This is a genomic window from Cruoricaptor ignavus, assembly GCF_014961145.1.
In the GTDB taxonomy this organism is placed as follows: Bacteria; Bacteroidota; Bacteroidia; order Flavobacteriales; family Weeksellaceae; genus Cruoricaptor; species Cruoricaptor ignavus.
Genome location: NZ_CP063145.1, coordinates 777481 through 794852, shown reverse-complemented (window position 1 = coordinate 794852; position 17372 = coordinate 777481). Strand labels below are relative to the sequence as shown.

Genomic DNA, 17372 nt, shown 5'->3' with positions numbered 1-17372 from the left:
TAGCAATTGCGCTCGACGCCTCAAATTTTCCTTATTTTTGCAAATTAAACTATTCCTGGTTTGGAAGACTATCTGAAGGGATTGAACGAGCCGCAGTATGAAGCGGTAACTACCACCGAAGGACCGCTGATGGTGCTTGCAGGCGCAGGCTCGGGGAAAACGCGCGTGCTCACGATGCGCATCGCACACCTCATCACGAACGGTGTGGACCCGTTCAACATTCTGGCGCTCACCTTTACCAATAAAGCAGCCCGCGAAATGAAGGACCGCATCGCCAAGGTGGTGGGCACAAGCAATGCGAAGAGCATCTGGATGGGAACTTTCCACTCGGTTTTCGCACGCATCCTCCGCAGCGAAGCGCACTACCTGGGCTTCCCGGCGAATTTCACGATTTATGATACGCAGGATTCGCTCAATGTGCTGAAGAAAGTTATCAAGGAAATGAACATCGACGGCGACCTCTACAAACCGAAAAAGGTGATGTCGCGCATTTCCAATTACAAGAATAACCTCATCACGGTGAAGGCTTATTTCGAAAATCCTGAGCTGATGGAGGCTGATGAGAGGGCGAATATGAAATTCACGGGCGAAATTTACCGCCGCTATGTGGAGCAGTGCTTTCGCAACGGCGCGATGGATTTCGATGATTTATTGCTGAAAACCAACGAGCTACTTACAAGATTTCCGGAAGTTCTGGCGAAGTATCAGGACAGGTTCCGCTATATTTTGGTGGATGAGTATCAGGATACGAACCATTCCCAATACCTGATTGTGAAGGCGCTGGCCTCGAAGTTTGAAAACATCTGCGTGGTGGGGGATGATGCACAGTCCATCTACTCTTTCCGCGGCGCGAATATTTACAACATCCTGAATTTCAAGAAGGATTATCCGGATGCTGCGATAGTCTCGCTGGAACAGAACTACCGCTCCACGCAGAACATCGTGAATGCGGCCAATGTAGTCATCGCCAAAAATAAATCTCAGTTCAAGAAAAATGTGTTTTCCGAGAATGAGCCCGGCGAGAAAATCAAGGTTTACCGCGCGCTTTCCGATGCCGATGAGGCGGGATTTGTAGCCACGAACATCTGGGATCTGCACAATTCTCAACAGAGGCATTTTAGCGATTTCGCAATTCTCTACCGCACCAATTCTCAGACCCGTGCCTTTGAAGATGCCCTAAGGAAGCGCAACATTCCGTACCGCGTTTTCGGCGGGCTCAGCTTTTACCAAAGGAAGGAGGTGAAGGACCTGCTGGCGTATCTGCGGCTTTTGGTGAATGAAAATGATACGGAAGCCCTGCTCAGAATCATCAACTATCCTGCTCGTGGAATTGGCGAAACTACGCAGAACAAGCTCATCGCCTTTGCAGATTCTCAGGATGTTTCCGTGGCGAAGGTTCTGGACAACATCGGTTTCTACTCTCAGCATTTAGCCTTAAACAATGCGGCGATTACGAAACTTGCGGATTTCTGGGCGATGATAAAGTCATTCCAGGCGATGCTGAAAACCGAGAATGTGTACACCGTGGCGATGGAAGTGGCGAAACGCAGCGGCCTCATCAAATTCCTGAAGGACGACCAGACACCAGAAGGCATTTCCCGGGTGGAAAATGTGCAGGAACTTATGAACTCTATGCAGGGCTTCATCGAAGAGCAGCAGCAGCTAGAAGACGGCGATGCATCGCTATCCGGCTTCCTGGAAAACATCGCGCTTTCCACAGATCAAGACAATAAGGATGACGGCGGCGATAAGGTTTCGCTGATGACCATCCACCTTTCCAAAGGCTTGGAATTCCCGGTGGTTCATATGGTAGGGCTGGAAGAAAACCTCTTCCCGAGTTTTATGAGCAGCAGCACCAGGGAAGAGCTGGAAGAAGAGCGGCGGCTATTTTATGTAGCGCTCACAAGGGCGGAAAAGCAGGCTTTCTTCACCTATGCAGTGCAGCGTTTCCAGTGGGGGAAAATCACCGATGCTGAGCCAAGCCGTTTTCTGAGCGAAGTGGATGCAGAATATCTGGAATTCATTAATCCAGCTGTAGAAAGCCGCTTCGTGAATCATTCTGGGCTAAGGTCAAGCATTTTCGATGACACGCCAAGTATGCCGCGAAGTTTCAACAAAATTCAGCCGAAAAGGAAAATTCGCGCTACAGATACGCCGCCACATCAAGCGGAAAAAATTTCACCTAAATTAACGCCAGTAGCTTCGGCGAAAATCATCAACCCAAGCGGCAAATCGAGCGATAATATTGAGGTGGGCGACAAAGTGCGGCACGACAGATTTGGCATCGGCGAAGTTAAGTTCCTGGATGGTACAGATCCTGAAAACATCAAAGCCCGCGTACTCTTCCAAAATGAAGGCGAAAAAAACCTGATACTAAAGTTCGCAAAGCTGGAGAAAGTGGAGTGATGAGTTTTTGAGATCATCCGAATTTACAAAACAACTTCCGCAAACAACCGCTCAAAAGTTTTATCCAAATCTGCTGATTTTCCGGGATGAGGGCGCGAGGTTTGGATGATGGCGCTGCGCACCGCGGTAAGCCAGCGGAAGCGCTCCGGTATTTCTAAGTGGGACAATGGCGATGCAGAATTGTCGCCGTTTGCGATTTTCTTAAAATAATCTACACTTATTTCAATTTCTTTCAAATCTAGTTCAGGGCAGAAAAGCGCGAATTTCTTCGGGCAAATTTTTGTTTCCACCCGGATGAATTTTTCCTTTTTGCTGAACAGCACCAGGCCGATATTAAAAAATTCTTCCCGTTCAGGTTTTGGCACGAGACGAATTACGGCGTATTCATACAGTTTATCCGCGTGCATTTTCTGCTTCTTTTACAAAAATTTGTGAATGCCTCAGCCGATTCACTAAAAAGTTAAAATAAATTTCACGAATCTGCTCCGGCGTTTCCTCTGCATCCTGCCATTGCAGAAAGTCGTCTGGAAGTAAATTTACGATTTCACGGAAAACAGCCTCGTTTAGTATAGATTTCGCAAAATCATCTGCATCATCCAAATTCTTTGCTTGTGGCAGAAGGATGTGGTCCTTCACATATTTGAACGGGCTTTTCGCCGCCTCATCGAAATTTTGCCAGTTGTGGTGGAAGTAGAAGGATGCGCCGTTGTCAATGATCCACAACTCTTTGTGCCACCACAGCAGGTTGGTATTTTTAAATGTTCGGTCAATATTCGTGATGAACGCATCCAGCCACACGATTTTGGAAGCAAGCAGCGGCTCCAACTGCACGGAGGCATCGTAGGCCAACGCACCGCTCAGGTAGTGCATCGCAAGGTTTAGGCCTTCGGAAAACTTCAGCAAATCCTGAATTTCCTCATCGGCTTCCGTTCGCCCGAAATCCTCATCCAGCTTAGCAAAAACCAGTTCCGGAATGTTCAGCCCTAAAGCCTGCGCTATTTTTCCTCCGAGCAATTCGGAGACGAGCATCTTAGTGCCGTGCCCTGCGCCGCGAAATTTCACCACATATTTAAAATCATCATCGGCTTCGGCAAGGGCAGGCAGGCTGCCGCCCTCTCTCAGCGGCAGTATGTAGCGCTGCACCGTTACCGTGCGCATTTTCAGTTCGGGAATCATTCTGTAAAGGTAGTGTATTTTGGAATTGCTGCTGTTTTACCTTCATTTTTGTGGTCACCACACCCACAAAAGCCGGTCAGATTGTGCGTTTTTTTATTTTTGTTCAATAATTAAATTAATAAGTTTTAATGTTTTGAAGAAAGTTTTAAGTACAGTATTATTGATGTCATTGACGATGACAGTAATTTCATGTAATGACAATGAAAGAGAAGTTACAACTTTTGAAACCGAAGTAAATAATTTAAATAAGCCTGAGATTTTACAAGGTTTTATTAATGCTAAAGGTCAAATGAAAGGTTTATCATTCAAAACAATCAACTCTTCTACTAATAAAGTGGTTTTGGACGAGCAAAGTATTAAACGTAAATATGAGGAAACTTAGCTTTAATAAATAAGGAAACGGGTTTAAAACTAAAATATGATGAGGAGAGTTTAAGGCTATGTTATCATCTCTTGAATCAGATTATATAAACAAGATTTTATGAGTAACTTATTTATTATCAAAAAATATTTTTTTTATGTATTATTGGTATTTACATTATGTTTAGAAATAGTATCAATAATATCTTATTTGGATAAACATATAAGTGTAACTTCATTTCTTTTGATTTTATCATCTAATTTACTTATTATGGTAACTGCCATATTAAATATAAAGAAATTGAAAAAATGAAAGATATTTAAGACTAATTTTTTGTTTTCGCCTTGTCAATGTGAAGAGGACAAAGCGGCACCATTTGGACTGGCACTTTCAATGCCAATGCCAGATATATAATTGTGAATTTCCAAATCAGGTTTACCTAATCATCCAAAATAGCTAATTTTATAAAAAATTTCAAACGAATATAAAAGTTGAACGCCCCCGACAAACGCCTTTTCCTGATAGATGCCTACGCGATGATTTTCCGCGGGTATTATGCGCTGATTAGAAATCCGAGGCTGACTTCCGCAGGCTTCGATACTTCGGCAATCTTCGGCTTTACCAACTCGCTGATTGAGCTCATCCGCCGTGAAAGGCCTACGCACCTTGCCGTAGTCTTCGATGTAGGGAAAACCAATGTGCGCACCAATGATTTCGCCGAGTATAAAGCGAACAGAGCGGAAACGCCCGAGGCCATCCTGAACGCCGTGCCGTACATCCACAAAATCCTGGATGTTATGGGCATCCCTGTGCTGGGCGTGGAAGGCTACGAGGCCGATGATGTAATTGCCACCATTGCCAACAAAGCCGAAAAAGAAGGCTATAAAATCTTTATGGTAACGCCGGATAAGGACTTCGGGCAGCTGGTGACGGAGAATATCAAAATCTACAAACCCGGGCTGAAAGGCAGCGAAGTGGAAATACTGGGCGTGGAGGAAATAAAGGCGAAGTACGAAATTGAGGACCCTAAGCAAGTCATAGACTTCCTGGCAATGATGGGAGATAGCGTGGACAACATTCCCGGACTGGATGGAGTGGGAGAGAAGACGGCGAAGAAATTCCTGAAGGAGTACGGTAGCATCGAAAATCTGCTGGAAAACACGCACGAAATCAAGGGTAAGCTGCGCGAGAAGGTGGAGGCCTGCAAGGAGCAGGGCATCCTCTCCAAAAAGCTGGCAACCATCATCTGCGATGTTCCGATTGATTTTGAAGAAGAGCAGTACAATCTGGAAACGCCCGATTTTGAGAAGGTTAAGGAAGTATTTGATGAGCTGGAATTCCGCAGGCTTTACGAGAATATGTACCGTGCCTTTGCGCCGGAAACATCCGCGGAAACATCTGCAAATACCGACCCTAACAGGATTTCCCGGTATGATAAGGCAGAAGCGAAAGAAGGCAGCGTGCAGCTGGATCTGTTCGCCAACTATGAACAGCAAGAGCGACCAGCTTCCGCGAAAAGCACCATAGCAGAAAACAAGCACCTTTACCAGTTCATCGATACTGAAACCGGAATGAAGATGCTGGTGCAGAACCTGATGCAGCAGAAAGCCGTGGCATTCGACACGGAAACCACCTCGCTGAACGAGATGGAAGCGGAACTGGTAGGGCTAAGTTTCTCTTATAAAAAAGGCCTGGCATACTATGTACCGCTGCCGGAAAATAGGGAAGAAGCGCTGGAGATTCTAAACATTTTTAAACCGTTTTTTGAAAAGGAAACGGTGATGAAAATAGCGCACAACCTGAAGTTTGATTATAAAATCTTAAGGCTGTACGGCATGCAATTCAAAGGCCTGCTGTTCGACACGATGATCGCGCACTACCTGCTGAATCCCGATGGAAGGCACGGGCTGGATTACCTCTCGGAAATTTACCTAAATTACAAACCCGTATCAATTGAAACCCTCATCGGCAAAGGGAAAAAGCAACTGAGCTTCCGCGAAGTGCCGCTGAAGGAAGCTACGGAATACGCCGCGGAAGATGCAGATGTTACCTATCAGCTTTACGAGGTCTTCGCACCGCAGCTGGAGAAGGAAAGTCTGCAGAAACTTTTCTACGAAGTGGAAATGCCACTGATGGAAGTGCTGGCAAAAATGGAGCTGGAGGGCGTGCTGCTAGACGAAAACTGGCTGAAGCAGGAAAGCGTTGATCTACAAAGCGACCTGCAAAATCTGGAACAGAAAATTTTTGAACTCGCCGAAACGAATTTTAATGTGAATTCACCAAAGCAATTGGGCGAGATTCTCTTCGAAAAACTGCAGCTGGCTCCAAAGGCGAAAAAAACGAAAACCGGGCAGTACCAGACTTCCGAAGATGTTCTGCAAAAGCTCTCGGCAAAGCACGACATCATCCCGCTTATTCTGGAATTCCGCACTTACCAGAAACTGAAATCTACCTATGTGGATGCGCTGCCTACGCAGATTGATGCGGATGATGGCAGGGTGCACACGAATTTTTCGCAAACGACGGCGGCAACAGGCAGGCTGGCCTCCGTGAACCCAAATTTGCAGAACATACCGATACGCACTTTGCGCGGACAGCAAATCCGCGGTGCCTTTGTAGCAGGCGAAGGCAGGCAGATTATTTCCGCCGATTATTCCCAGATTGAATTGCGCCTCATCGCGGAAATTTCCGATGAAACCAATATGATCCGTGCGTTTCAGGAAGGGCAGGACATCCACGCTTCCACGGCTTCCAAACTTTTCGGCGTGCCGATTGAGGAGGTTACGAAGCTGCAGAGAAGCCAGGCAAAAACGGTGAACTTCGGCATCGTTTATGGGCAGGGTGCGTTCGGACTTGCTGAGCAAACCGGGCTTTCGCGCACCGAAGCCAAGCAGATGATAGATGAGTATTACCGCAATTATCCAAGGCTGAAAGAATGGATGGCAGAGCAGGTGAGGAAAGCGCGCGAACTGGGTTTTGTGGAAACAATTCTCGGCAGAAGGCGGCACCTGAAGGACATCAACTCGAATAATTTCGTGGTGAAGGGCCACGCCGAACGAAATGCCGTGAATGCACCGATACAGGGAAGCGCTGCGGACATCATCAAGATTGCGATGATAAATATTGACCGCCAACTTGCGGAACATTCATTAGCCACTAAGATGCTGCTGCAGGTGCACGATGAACTAATTTTCGAGTCGCCAAACGATGAAGTGGAAACGGCAACACGCCTGATAAAATCTGAAATGGAGAGCGCCGTGGAAACCCAGGTGCCGCTGCTTGTGGAAGTGGGCGTAGGGAAGAACTGGCTGGAAGCGCATTAATCGCTTTGGCAGTAAGCGATATCGCTATCTTGGGCGAAGCATTGCTTCGTCTATCCACCGTTCACGGGTGTTAACATCGCTGAGGTACAGAATGTTGTTCTCGCTTTTAAGGAGCAAGGTTTTGGTAACGGGCAGGGGGATTCTTTCATTCTCCAGCCTGTCAAACCGGAATGAAAGAATATTATCTTCCGTCCTCACTACATCACCGGTGTAGATTTGCGAAGTGGTTTTCCCTGTAGTATCCTCGCTCACCCGGATGTAATTTGCCACGGCGCCGTTGATGGTAAGGAAGTTGCGAATGCTTTGCTCCGTATTTTTTTCAATCATTACAAAGCGTTTCCCCTCCAGAGAAATTTTGCTGAGGTCCTGATTGATGCCCTGCCTTGCCTCAATCTTATCCAGCAAGGCATTGATTTTAGCATATTGTGCCTTGGCAAAAAAACTGCCGATAAATATCGGCAGAAGTACTGCTATTTTTCTCATTTCTTCAAAGATTTGAAACTTTAAATCTCTCGTAGGCGGCTTTGGTAAGTGCCTCCCGATCGTCCGGGTGGGCGATGCTGATAAGGGCCTTGGCACGCTCCTTCAGCCCTTTGCCGAATAGATTCACTGTTCCGTATTCCGTCACCACATAGTGCACATGCCCGCGGGTAGTTACCACGCCTGCCCCCGGGTTCAGCACGGGGACGATTCTCGGGATGCCCTTGTTGGTACGGGAACTGATGGCGATGATAGGTTTGCCACCTTCAGAGTAGGCAGCGCCAGTCATAAAGTCCATCTGCCCACCGATACCGGAGAACTGGTAGGTGCCGATAGAATCTGCGCACACCTGGCCGGTGAGGTCTACTTCCACCGCGGAATTGATGGCGTGCATCCGTTTGTTTCTTAAAATCATCGCGGGGGAATTTACAAGCTCCACATTGTAAAAACTTACGATAGGGTTGTTGTGAAGGAAATCGTAAAGCTTTTTTGTGCCAAAGCTGAAGCTGGTTACGGTCTTATAATTGTTAAAACCTTTGTGGGCATTGGTAACTACGCCTTTTTCAATAAGGTCAATAACGCCGTCGCTGAGCATTTCGGTGTGGATGCCCAGGCCTTTGTGGTTGCTTAGCGATTTCAGGACTGCATCCGGGATGGTGCCGATGCCCATTTGCAGGGTCGCTTTATCGTCAATAATTTCTGCTACATTCTGCCCTATTTTTCGCTCCACATCTGTAACTTTTGCTCCGTAATCCAGCGTGATCAGGGGTGCATCGTGCCACACCATTTTGGCGAAGCGGCTTTTGTGCACAGCGCTGTCGCCATAGGTACGGGGCATATTTGGGTTTACGATGGCAATGGCGGTTTTGGCGGTGTGAACTGCAGTCTGAGCACAATCGATAGAGGTACCCAGTGTGCAGTATCCGTGCTCGTCGGGTGGGGATACCGTAACTACTGCGACATCAAGGGGCAGGATGCCATTGCGGAAGAGATGCGGGATACCGCTGAGGAAAATCGGCACATAATCTCCATTCTCCCCATTCACCGCCTTGCGTACAGGCTCCGAAGTGAAGAGTGAGCGGATGTGGAAGCTGCCTGCGTACTCGGGGTTGGCGATTTCTACCGGGCCCTGCTGCGTGATGCTTACCAGCTCTACATTCTCCAGCTCCCGGGCGCGTTTTGCCAGCGCGGAGTAAAAGATATTGGGCGTGCAGGCACTGCCGTGGCCAAAGATTCTCTGCCCGCTCTGTACCAGTGCCGCTGCTTCCTCTATGCTCGAATATCCCTCCATAGTATAAGATTTTTAATTTCCTCAAAGTTAAGGATTTACTTCAATCCAAAAATAGGACAGTTATCAGTTCTGAAGGCTTATGCCTCCAAAGTCTCCCGAGCTCATCATCAGGAAGGCACCGCTTTTTTTATCGAGCAAATCCCAATAGGCGTGGAGCTGCTGAGCATCTGTGAAGACCAACAAATCTTCCCTTTGGAATTTCTCACGGATGAAGTCCGCAGAAATCGGCTCTAATCTTTTGATTTTCAATGCTTCTTCGGAATAGAAAACTACCGCTTCGGAAAGCCCATCCATTGTTCCGGCATATTGCTCCAGGAAAACAGGGTTGAGCGAAGAGTAGGTGTGAAGCTCCAGAAAGCCATAGGTTTTCTGACCTGCAAACTGTTCGCAAAAGGCTTTCACCGTGGCTTTCACCTTGGAAGGTGCGTGGGCGAAATCTTTGTAAACCGTGGCTGCATCGGCTCTTTCGATTTTCTCCAATCTTTTGGAAGCGCCTTTGAAATTCATTATCGCCTCATAAAATTCCTCATCCTGAATGCCCAGCTGGTTGCAAATCAGGCGTGCGCCCTCCATATTGAGCAGGTTGTGCGCGCCAAACACAGAAACCGGCACTTCGCCGAATTCCGTTTTCAGGTGAACCTTGCCGTCACGAATTTCATATTCCGGCGTTCTGTACGGCATCGCACGGAAATAATTTCCCGCCGATTCTACCACCTTTTGCACTTCCTCATCCTCTTCGTTGTACACCAAAACACCGCCCGGCGTAATGGTTTCCACGAAATTTCGGAACTGCTGCACATAATCATCAAAAGTTTTGAACACATTAATATGGTCCCAGGCAATGCCGGAAATCAGCGCAATATTCGGCTGGTACAGCATAAACTTCGGGCGAAGATCCAGCGTGGAAGAAAGGTATTCATCGCCTTCCAGAATCATAAAATCTGTGCCGTCAGAAATTTTCACCATACAATCGAAGCCTTCCAGCTGAGCGCCCACCATATAATCCACATCTTTTTGGTGAAAATTCAGGGCGTGCAAAATCATCGATGTAATCGTGGTTTTCCCGTGAGAACCGGCAATTACAACCCGCGTTTTATCCTTGCTTTGCTCGTAGAGAAATTCTGGGTAAGAGTAGATTTTCAGGTCTAATTCCTTTGCCCTTGCCAGCTCTGGATTATCGGCGTGGGCGTGCATCCCGAGAATTACCGCATCAATATCCGCCGTGATTTTTTCGGGAAACCAGCCGTTTTCTTCGGGCAGCAAGCCTTTGTTTTTCAATCGGGAAAGCGATGGCTCAAAAATCGCATCATCAGAGCCCGAAACTTCGTAGCCCTTGTCCTTCAGCGCTATTGCCAAATTGTGCATCGCACTTCCACCAATTGCAATAAAATGCGTTTTCAATTATTCGTAAAAATTTTGATGATTTTTTTAAATTCAGCAAATAAAATTTCGGTAAAAATTACTGCTTTTCAGCTTCGGCAAGTTTGCGCTGTTTCAGCTGCTCTTCGTAATTATGCAGCTTGTTGAAATCGCTCGTCTGCTCAATTGCAAACATAATTTTATCCAGAATCTGCTGGGATGTTTCGTTCTCATAATCTATTTCCAGCGGCTTTTTAAATTCCATCGTCGGTTCTACACCTGTCACTTTCAGCTTCAGTCCTTTCTTATCGAAAGCCCTTCGGAAACCATTGATTTTCACCGGAATTACAATCGGCCTTTGCTGCTTGATGAGTTTTGCCGTTCCCTTTCTGCCCTGCGCAAAAGCGGCGGTTGTTCCCTGCGGAAAAGTGACGACCCAGCCATTGTCCAGCGCCCGCAAAATATTGTCCACTTCACCCATATCCACGATGCGGTTTACATCCTTTCCGCCGGCCCTCCAGGTGCGTTTCACGGTTACCGCCCCGGCAAGTTTGAAAAGCTTGGCAATGCCTTTGCTCATCGTTTCTTCGGCGGCTACATAGTAAATATCAACCTTCGGGTTCAGCAGGTAGATTGGGTTTTTTATCGTGTTCAGGTAGCCGTTGTTTGTCGCGAAAATCACATGGTACATCGCCATCACATCGGCAAAATAAGTCTGATGGTTGGAAACCAGCATCACATTGGATTTCGGCAGTTCTGCAATGTTTTCCGTGCCGCTGATTTTCAGCCTGTTGAAGCCGTTGAACCTTCGGTAAGAAATTACCCCCATTACGAAAATCACCAGCCTTTTCAGGATGTAAGGCGTGCCGAAAGCATCGCGGAAAATCGTTTTTTTCTTAGTCTTCGCCATTTGGAAAAATGCAGACAAATCTACAAATTTTTGAGCAACTGGCTGAACTCGCTGAGTATCATTGCGGTGGCACCCCAAATGATGTAGCCGTTGAAATTGATGACCGGCACTTCCATTCCGCGGCTTCCTGCGAAGGCCATTATTTCAGGCTCATCGTCTAGCGAAATCAGGGATTCCACCGGAAATTCTATCAGCTCCACGGCTTCAGCTTCCTGCAGATTGAACCGCGGATTTTTGCCGGTGTACGAAATAAAGGCGTAAGCATAGAAGTTGCTGGGCGGAATGTAGATGGGCGAAATTTCCCGTATGATACGCACGAAATGCTCATCTATGCCCATTTCTTCGGAAGTTTCGCGCTTTGCCGTAGCCGCAAAATTTTCATCGCCATCCTCCCTTTTTCCGCCGGGCAGGGAAATTTGTCCGCTGTGCCTGTCCTTATCGTTTTTCGCGCGAACCATCAGCGGAAAATACCAGCGGTTGTCCTTCAGGTAAAGCAGGATGTTCACCGCCGCAAATTTTGGATTTTTTGACAGGATTTCCTCGTACGACAAAATCGGGCGTGAAGGCGGCGAGAAAATGCTGTGCGCATCTTCGCCGTAAAGGTCCGCCTCTTTGATTTTGCGCAAAAGGTCTTTGCCGAAGGACATCCGTAAGTTTTTCCAAAGATAAGCAGAGCTAAGGAAAGAGGCAAAGGTAAAGGGCAAAAAGTTTCCGGCCGCTAATCCCCATCGCTTATCAATTATGTAAGCCTTATCTTTGCTCAATGGAAATCTTGGATTTGCTAATCATTGGCGGCGGCCCCATCGGTTTGGCAACAGCCGTGGAAGCTGCAAGGGCAGGGCTTTCGTACCGTATCATCGAGAAGGGGACGATTGCCAACAGCATCTACAATTACCCGCTTTATATGCAGTTTTTTTCGACGGCAGACCGGCTTGAAATTGCGGAAATTCCGTTCATTACAACGAGTGTAAAGCCTGGCAGAAAAGATGCCCTGGAATACTATCACGCCGTTGCACGAACCTACAGCCTAAATATTAATCTTTATGAGAAGGTATTGAAAATCAGTAAGTTAGAAGATGATTTTCGCATCGAAACAAGCAAGGGAGTTCATTTTGCGAAAAATGTTGTAATTGCTACTGGTTTTTACGATATTCCTAATCTGATGAATATTCCCGGTGAAGAACTTCCGAAAGTGCGGCATTATTACACCGAGCCTTACCCTTATGTAGGGCAGAAGGTTGCGGTAATCGGTGCCAGCAATTCCGCTGTGGATGTGGCTTTAGAGATTTTCAGGAAGGGTGGCGAAGTTACGATGATTGTCCGCTCTAATCACATCGGTGAATCTGTAAAATACTGGGTGAAGCCGGACATTGAAAATAGAATTTTAGAAGGGAAAATCAAAGCGCATTTCGGTGCCTGTGTTACGGAAATCACCGAGCACACCCTGATTTTCAGGGATAGATTAGGCAGAATGATTGAAATTGAAAACGATTTCGTCTTCGCAATGACTGGCTATTTACCCGATTTTGAATTTCTTAAAAATTCGGGCATTATTTTGCAGGGTTCGCAATTGAAGCCAATCTATAATCCTGATACTATGGAAAGCAATGTGGAAGGCCTGTATCTGGCTGGCGTAGTTTGCGGCGGCAGAGATACGCACCTTTGGTTCATCGAAAATTCACGGCAACACGCAAAATTAATCGTGAATGATATTTTGCGGAAAAATCTAAATTTCTGATAATCAATCTTTTGGCTTGTAGCCAAACTTCCAAATCCAAAGGATATAAAATATCTGCATCGGAATGCGGAACCAAAGATAGCAAATGCCGTTTCCGTCGAAATTTCCGGTTTCATAGTTGAGATTCTGCATTGCAGAATTGATGTTTGCTGGCAAAATCAGTATCAGAAAAATAATTAGAAGAATGGATGTGAATTTCCGGGATTTTTTGAAAAGTAATCCTATTCCCGCAGCAATTTCCAGAATTCCTGTAATAATTACCCATTCTTTTTTAAAAGGGATGAAATCTGGAATCATTTGGGACATTCCTTGGAGAAATGCAAAATGTGCCACCGATGTGAAGAAAAGCATCGCAGCCATAGCAATTCTTCCGGCGCGATGCCAGTGTGGATTTTTGAATCTCAGTTGAAAAATGCCGACAGAAATAATGAAGGTGCCGAGCAAAATTAATAGTGGCTTCATTTACTCCGGCTTATAAGAATCCTTCAGCGTCACCGTTCTGTTGAAAACCGCCTTTTCATCGGTGGAATCTTCATCTTTCGTGAAATATCCGATGCGCTGAAACTGCAGCGGTTCGCCAATTTTTACATTCTTGATTTCCGGCTCAGCAAAAGCAGTTACCCTCTGCAAGGAATCAGGATTAATGAAATCCATAAAATCTGCATCTTTCTCAGCATCAGGTTGTTCCACGGTGAAAAGCCGGTCATAAACGCGAACTTCAATCGGCACAGCGTGCTTCGCCGAAACCCAGTGCAGCGTGCCCTTTACCTTGCGCAAACTGGCTTCCGTTCCGCTTCCAGATTTTGAATCTTCGTCATAAGTTGCGTAAATCGTGGTAATCTCACCGTTCTCATCTTTCTCAACCCTGTTGGCTTTAATAATGTACGCCGATTTCAGCCGAACTTCCCCGCCAAGTTTAAGGCGGAAAAATTTATTATTGGCCTCTTCCTTAAAATCTTCCCGCTCGATGAAAAGCTCCTTTGAGAAAGGGATTTCGCGGTTTCCTGCATTTTCATCCTCCGGATTATTTTCCGTTTCCAGCCATTCCTCCTTGTCCTCAGGATAATTTTCGATGATGAGTTTCACGGGCTCCATCACCACCATCAGCCGCTTCGAAATTTTGTTTAAATCCTCACGAACGCAGAACTCAAGTAATTGAATATCAATGAGATTCTCCCTTTTCGCAACGCCAACCCGCTCGATAAAATTTCGGATGGCTTTCGGCGTAAAACCTTTTCTTCGCATTCCGGAAATCGTAGGCATTCTTGGATCATCCCAGCCTGTCACCACTTTTTCCGCTACCAGCCTCTGCAGCTTCCGCTTGGATGTAATCATATAAGTAACATTCATCCGCGCAAATTCCCGCTGCTTGTTTCTAAGCTGCTGATTATCATATACTTGGTCGAGATACCAATCATAAAGCGGCCGGTGATTTTCGAATTCCAGCGAGCAAAGTGAGTGCGAAATCTGCTCGATATAATCGCTCTGTCCGTGCGCCCAATCGTACATTGGGTAGATTTTCCAATCGGTTCCCGTTCTGTGGTGGGGCCTTTTCAGGATGCGGTACATCACAGGATCCCGCATATTCATATTCGGCGAAGACATATCGATTTTTGCACGAAGCGACATTGTTCCTTCCTCGATTTCGCCGCTCTTCATTTTCTCGAATAATGCCAGAGATTCCTCCGCAGGACGGTTTCTGTATGGGCTCTCGATGCCTGGCTCAGCAGGATTTTTCCGCTGTTCCGTAATTTCTTCCGAAGATTGCTCGTCCACATAAGCCTTACCCTGCTTTATCATTTCCACAGCCCAATCGTACAGCTGCTGAAAGTAATCAGATGCATAAACTTCTTTATCCCATTGAAAACCAAGCCATTCCACATCTTTCTTGATGGCATCCACAAATTCCTGCTCCTCTTTTTCAGGGTTGGTATCATCAAAGCGCAGGTTTACCGGCGCATTATATTTCTCTCCCAAACCAAAATTGATGCAGATGGCTTTCGTATGCCCAATGTGAAGGTAGCCGTTTGGCTCCGGCGGAAAACGGAAGCGTAATTGCTTGTTTTCCAATCCTTTAGCTAAATCATCTTGAATAATCTGCTCAATAAAATTCAGGGATTTTTTTTCTTCTTCCATAATAAATCGTCGCCTGCAAAAATAGCGATTTCAGATTTTTTTTCAGTAAACTTTCGGGATTTACAAATGAAAAAGCTTGTCGCCAACTAAATTCAGGCGGCTTTCAAAATTATTTGTGAAAAGCGCACCGGTTCCCAAACCTTGCGGCATTTTCGGTTTCTTGGTGAAAGTATATTGCGCAATGGCATTCAGGCCGATGTTGCTTTCCAGAGCAGATGTTATCCACCATCCAATACCTTGATTTTCAGCAAGTTCTATCCATTCATCACTGCCGGAAAATCCTCCGCAAAGCGATGGTTTCAGGATGATAAACTGCGGCCTGATTTTTTCCAGCAATATTTTTTTTTCAGAAAAATCATTCACGCCAATTAATTCCTCATCCAAAGCGATGGCAGTTGGCGTTTCTGCACAAAGTTCCGCCATTTCATCGGTGTTCCCAGCTTTTATCGGCTGTTCTATGGAATGAATTTTCAGCTCGGCAAGCTCCTGCAGAACGGCTTTCGCTGCATTAAAACTGAAACCGCCGTTGGCATCTACTCTCAGTTCAAGTTTTTCCGCGGAAAATTCTTTGCGAAGATTTTTCAGGATTGCCTTTTCCTCTTCCCAATTGACACCTATTTTAAGCTTGATGCAATCATATCCCAAATCCAGTTTTTCCCGAATTTGCGACTTCATAAAATCAGCATCGCCCATCCAAATCAGTCCATTGATTTTTATAAAACCTTGACCTTCAGTAAATTGTGAAGGAAAATAAAGATCGTTTCCAAATTCCAGATTCCGCTTGGCCTGCTCCAATCCAAACCAAATGGATGGAAAATCGCGAAGTTCTCTTTTTATAAAAGTTTCATCTGCACCTATGTTTTTGCAGAGCCACTCCAGTTTTTGCTCATATTCCGGGACATCATCAGAGCTCAGCCCGCGAAAAACAGCACACTCACCGATGCCTTTGTTCTCGCCGTCAAAAATTTCCAGGATAAAGGTTTCCTTTTCGAGCAAAACGCCCCGGGAAGTTCCCCCGGGACGCTTGAATTCTAAAATATGCCGGAAATATTTTGCTGTCATCGGCTTATTCTGCTCCCTCATATTTAGCCATAAATTCCTCAGCCTTGCTTACCATCTCTCGGCTTCCGCAGAAAAACGGCACACGCTGATGCAGCTCCGTAGGCTCTATTTCCATAATCCTTTGGAAACCGTCGCTCGCTTTTCCGCCGGCTTGCTCAGCCAGAAAAGCCATCGGGTTGCACTCGTAAAGCAGGCGCAGTTTGCCGTTCGGCGCCTTGGCATAAGATGGGTAAATGTAGATGCCGCCCTTTATCATATTCCGATGGAAATCCGCGCAAAGCGAACCGATATAGCGCGAAGTATAAGGTCTATCATCCTCATTCATTTGGCAGTATTTTAAATAATCTTTCACGCCCTGAGGGAATTTGATGTAATTTCCTTCATTAATTGAATAAATTTTTCCCTTTTCGGGAATAGTCATATTCGGATGAGAAAGGTAGAAAGTACCAAGGCTCGGGTCGAGGGTAAAGCCATTCACGCCGTTTCCTGTTGTGTACACGAGCATTGTGGAGGAGCCGTAAATAATGTATCCCGCAGCCAGTTGGTTTTCGCCCTTTTGCAGGAAATCGCGCATCTCTACAGGTGTGCCGGGCTCGGACACGCGCTGGTAGATGGAGAAAATCGTCCCTACGGAGACATTTACATCGATGTTGGAAGAGCCATCCAGCGGGTCTATCAGCACCACATACTTGCTGAGGTGGCCGCGTTTGGTACATTTTATCTCAATAAAATCGTCGTTTTCCTCACTTGCGATGCCGCAGACCACCTCCCGCTGAGAGAGCGCTTCGATGAAGATTTCGTTGGCGAGCACATCCAGTTTCTGCTGGTCCTCACCCTGTATATTCGTACTGCCTGCCACGCCTGCGATGTCCACCAGCCCGGCCTTATTTACCTCGCGGTTTACCATTTTTGCAGCGAGTTTCATCGCATTGATCAGCCTGGAAAACTCTCCGGTGGAAGCTTTGAAATCTTCCTGTTTCTCAATGATAAACTCGCCGAGCGTCTGAAAATTCTGGTCTGCCATTTCTGAAATATTTACTCACAAATTTGCAAAATTTTTACTGATATTTCACGCTTGGCTCAATAAAATTTTGCAGATAAGAATCATCATTTTAATTTTGAGGTATAAA

15 protein-coding genes are annotated in these 17372 nt (G+C 46.2%); 4 read left to right on the top strand and 11 right to left on the bottom strand.

What is annotated here, in order from left to right:
• The first annotated feature begins 60 nt into the window (after nt 1-60).
• On the top strand, nt 61-2406 hold the full coding sequence (locus IMZ16_RS03695) for an ATP-dependent helicase (RefSeq protein WP_193440540.1): 2346 nt from the start codon (nt 61-63) through the stop codon (nt 2404-2406).
• Nucleotides 2407-2429: 23 nt separating this feature from the next.
• Here IMZ16_RS03695 and IMZ16_RS03690 read toward each other — a convergent pair whose 3' ends face one another.
• Both IMZ16_RS03690 and IMZ16_RS03685 read right to left on the bottom strand, forming a co-directional pair.
• Entirely contained in the window at nt 2430-2813 is a 384-nt protein-coding gene (locus IMZ16_RS03690) for a DUF3037 domain-containing protein (protein ID WP_193440539.1), read from the bottom strand.
• Nucleotides 2800-3582, bottom strand: a complete 783-nt coding sequence (locus IMZ16_RS03685) for a HipA family kinase (RefSeq protein ID WP_193440538.1) — start codon at nt 3580-3582, stop codon at nt 2800-2802. Before IMZ16_RS03685 ends, IMZ16_RS03690 begins: the two co-directional genes overlap by 14 nt.
• Before the next feature lie 133 nt (nt 3583-3715).
• Here IMZ16_RS03685 and IMZ16_RS03680 point away from each other — a divergent pair, with 133 nt between their 5' ends.
• Nucleotides 3716-3964 (top strand): hypothetical protein, encoded by a 249-nt coding sequence (locus IMZ16_RS03680; protein ID WP_193440537.1) that lies wholly within the window; start codon nt 3716-3718, stop codon nt 3962-3964.
• A gap of 515 nt (nt 3965-4479) precedes the next feature.
• The gene (gene polA, locus IMZ16_RS03675; RefSeq protein ID WP_394368281.1) at nt 4480-7266 is read left to right on the top strand and encodes a DNA polymerase I; all 2787 of its coding nucleotides are present in this window, start codon (nt 4480-4482) and stop codon (nt 7264-7266) included.
• Between the two features lie 24 nt (nt 7267-7290).
• Here polA and IMZ16_RS03670 read toward each other — a convergent pair whose 3' ends face one another.
• From IMZ16_RS03670 to IMZ16_RS03650, 5 genes are all read right to left on the bottom strand, one after another.
• Nucleotides 7291-7749, bottom strand: a complete 459-nt coding sequence (locus IMZ16_RS03670; RefSeq protein ID WP_193440535.1) for a hypothetical protein — start codon at nt 7747-7749, stop codon at nt 7291-7293.
• Between the two features lie 4 nt (nt 7750-7753).
• A complete protein-coding gene (locus IMZ16_RS03665) occupies nt 7754-9037 on the bottom strand; it encodes an acetyl-CoA hydrolase/transferase family protein (RefSeq protein ID WP_073177144.1) in 1284 nt (427 codons plus the stop codon).
• A gap of 63 nt (nt 9038-9100) precedes the next feature.
• On the bottom strand, nt 9101-10438 hold the full coding sequence (locus IMZ16_RS03660; protein WP_193440534.1) for a UDP-N-acetylmuramate--L-alanine ligase: 1338 nt from the start codon (nt 10436-10438) through the stop codon (nt 9101-9103).
• A 58-nt stretch (nt 10439-10496) separates the two neighbouring features.
• Nucleotides 10497-11306: a lysophospholipid acyltransferase family protein gene (locus IMZ16_RS03655; protein WP_193440533.1), complete on the bottom strand. Its 810-nt coding sequence runs from the start codon at nt 11304-11306 to the stop codon at nt 10497-10499.
• A gap of 20 nt (nt 11307-11326) precedes the next feature.
• A complete protein-coding gene (locus IMZ16_RS03650; RefSeq protein WP_193440532.1) occupies nt 11327-11953 on the bottom strand; it encodes an NUDIX hydrolase in 627 nt (208 codons plus the stop codon).
• Between the two features lie 116 nt (nt 11954-12069).
• Between IMZ16_RS03650 and IMZ16_RS03645 the strand changes: the two genes are divergently transcribed.
• Nucleotides 12070-13044, top strand: a complete 975-nt coding sequence (locus tag IMZ16_RS03645; RefSeq protein ID WP_193440531.1) for a YpdA family putative bacillithiol disulfide reductase — start codon at nt 12070-12072, stop codon at nt 13042-13044.
• A 3-nt stretch (nt 13045-13047) separates the two neighbouring features.
• Here IMZ16_RS03645 and IMZ16_RS03640 read toward each other — a convergent pair whose 3' ends face one another.
• Genes IMZ16_RS03640 through fbp form a run of 4 tightly spaced genes read right to left on the bottom strand, consistent with a single transcriptional unit; the run spans nt 13048 to nt 17266 of the window.
• Nucleotides 13048-13506, bottom strand: coding sequence for a DoxX family protein (locus IMZ16_RS03640; protein ID WP_193440530.1), 459 nt, complete (start codon nt 13504-13506; stop codon nt 13048-13050).
• The gene (locus tag IMZ16_RS03635) at nt 13507-15180 is read right to left on the bottom strand and encodes a glutamine--tRNA ligase/YqeY domain fusion protein (RefSeq protein WP_193440529.1); all 1674 of its coding nucleotides are present in this window, start codon (nt 15178-15180) and stop codon (nt 13507-13509) included.
• A gap of 60 nt (nt 15181-15240) precedes the next feature.
• Entirely contained in the window at nt 15241-16242 is a 1002-nt protein-coding gene (gene menC, locus IMZ16_RS03630; protein ID WP_193440786.1) for an o-succinylbenzoate synthase, read from the bottom strand.
• A 4-nt stretch (nt 16243-16246) separates the two neighbouring features.
• Nucleotides 16247-17266 carry a class 1 fructose-bisphosphatase gene (gene fbp / locus IMZ16_RS03625; RefSeq protein WP_193440528.1) on the bottom strand — a complete coding sequence of 340 codons (1020 nt, stop codon included), beginning with the start codon at nt 17264-17266 and terminating at the stop codon, nt 16247-16249.
• Between the last annotated feature and the right edge of the window lie 106 nt (nt 17267-17372).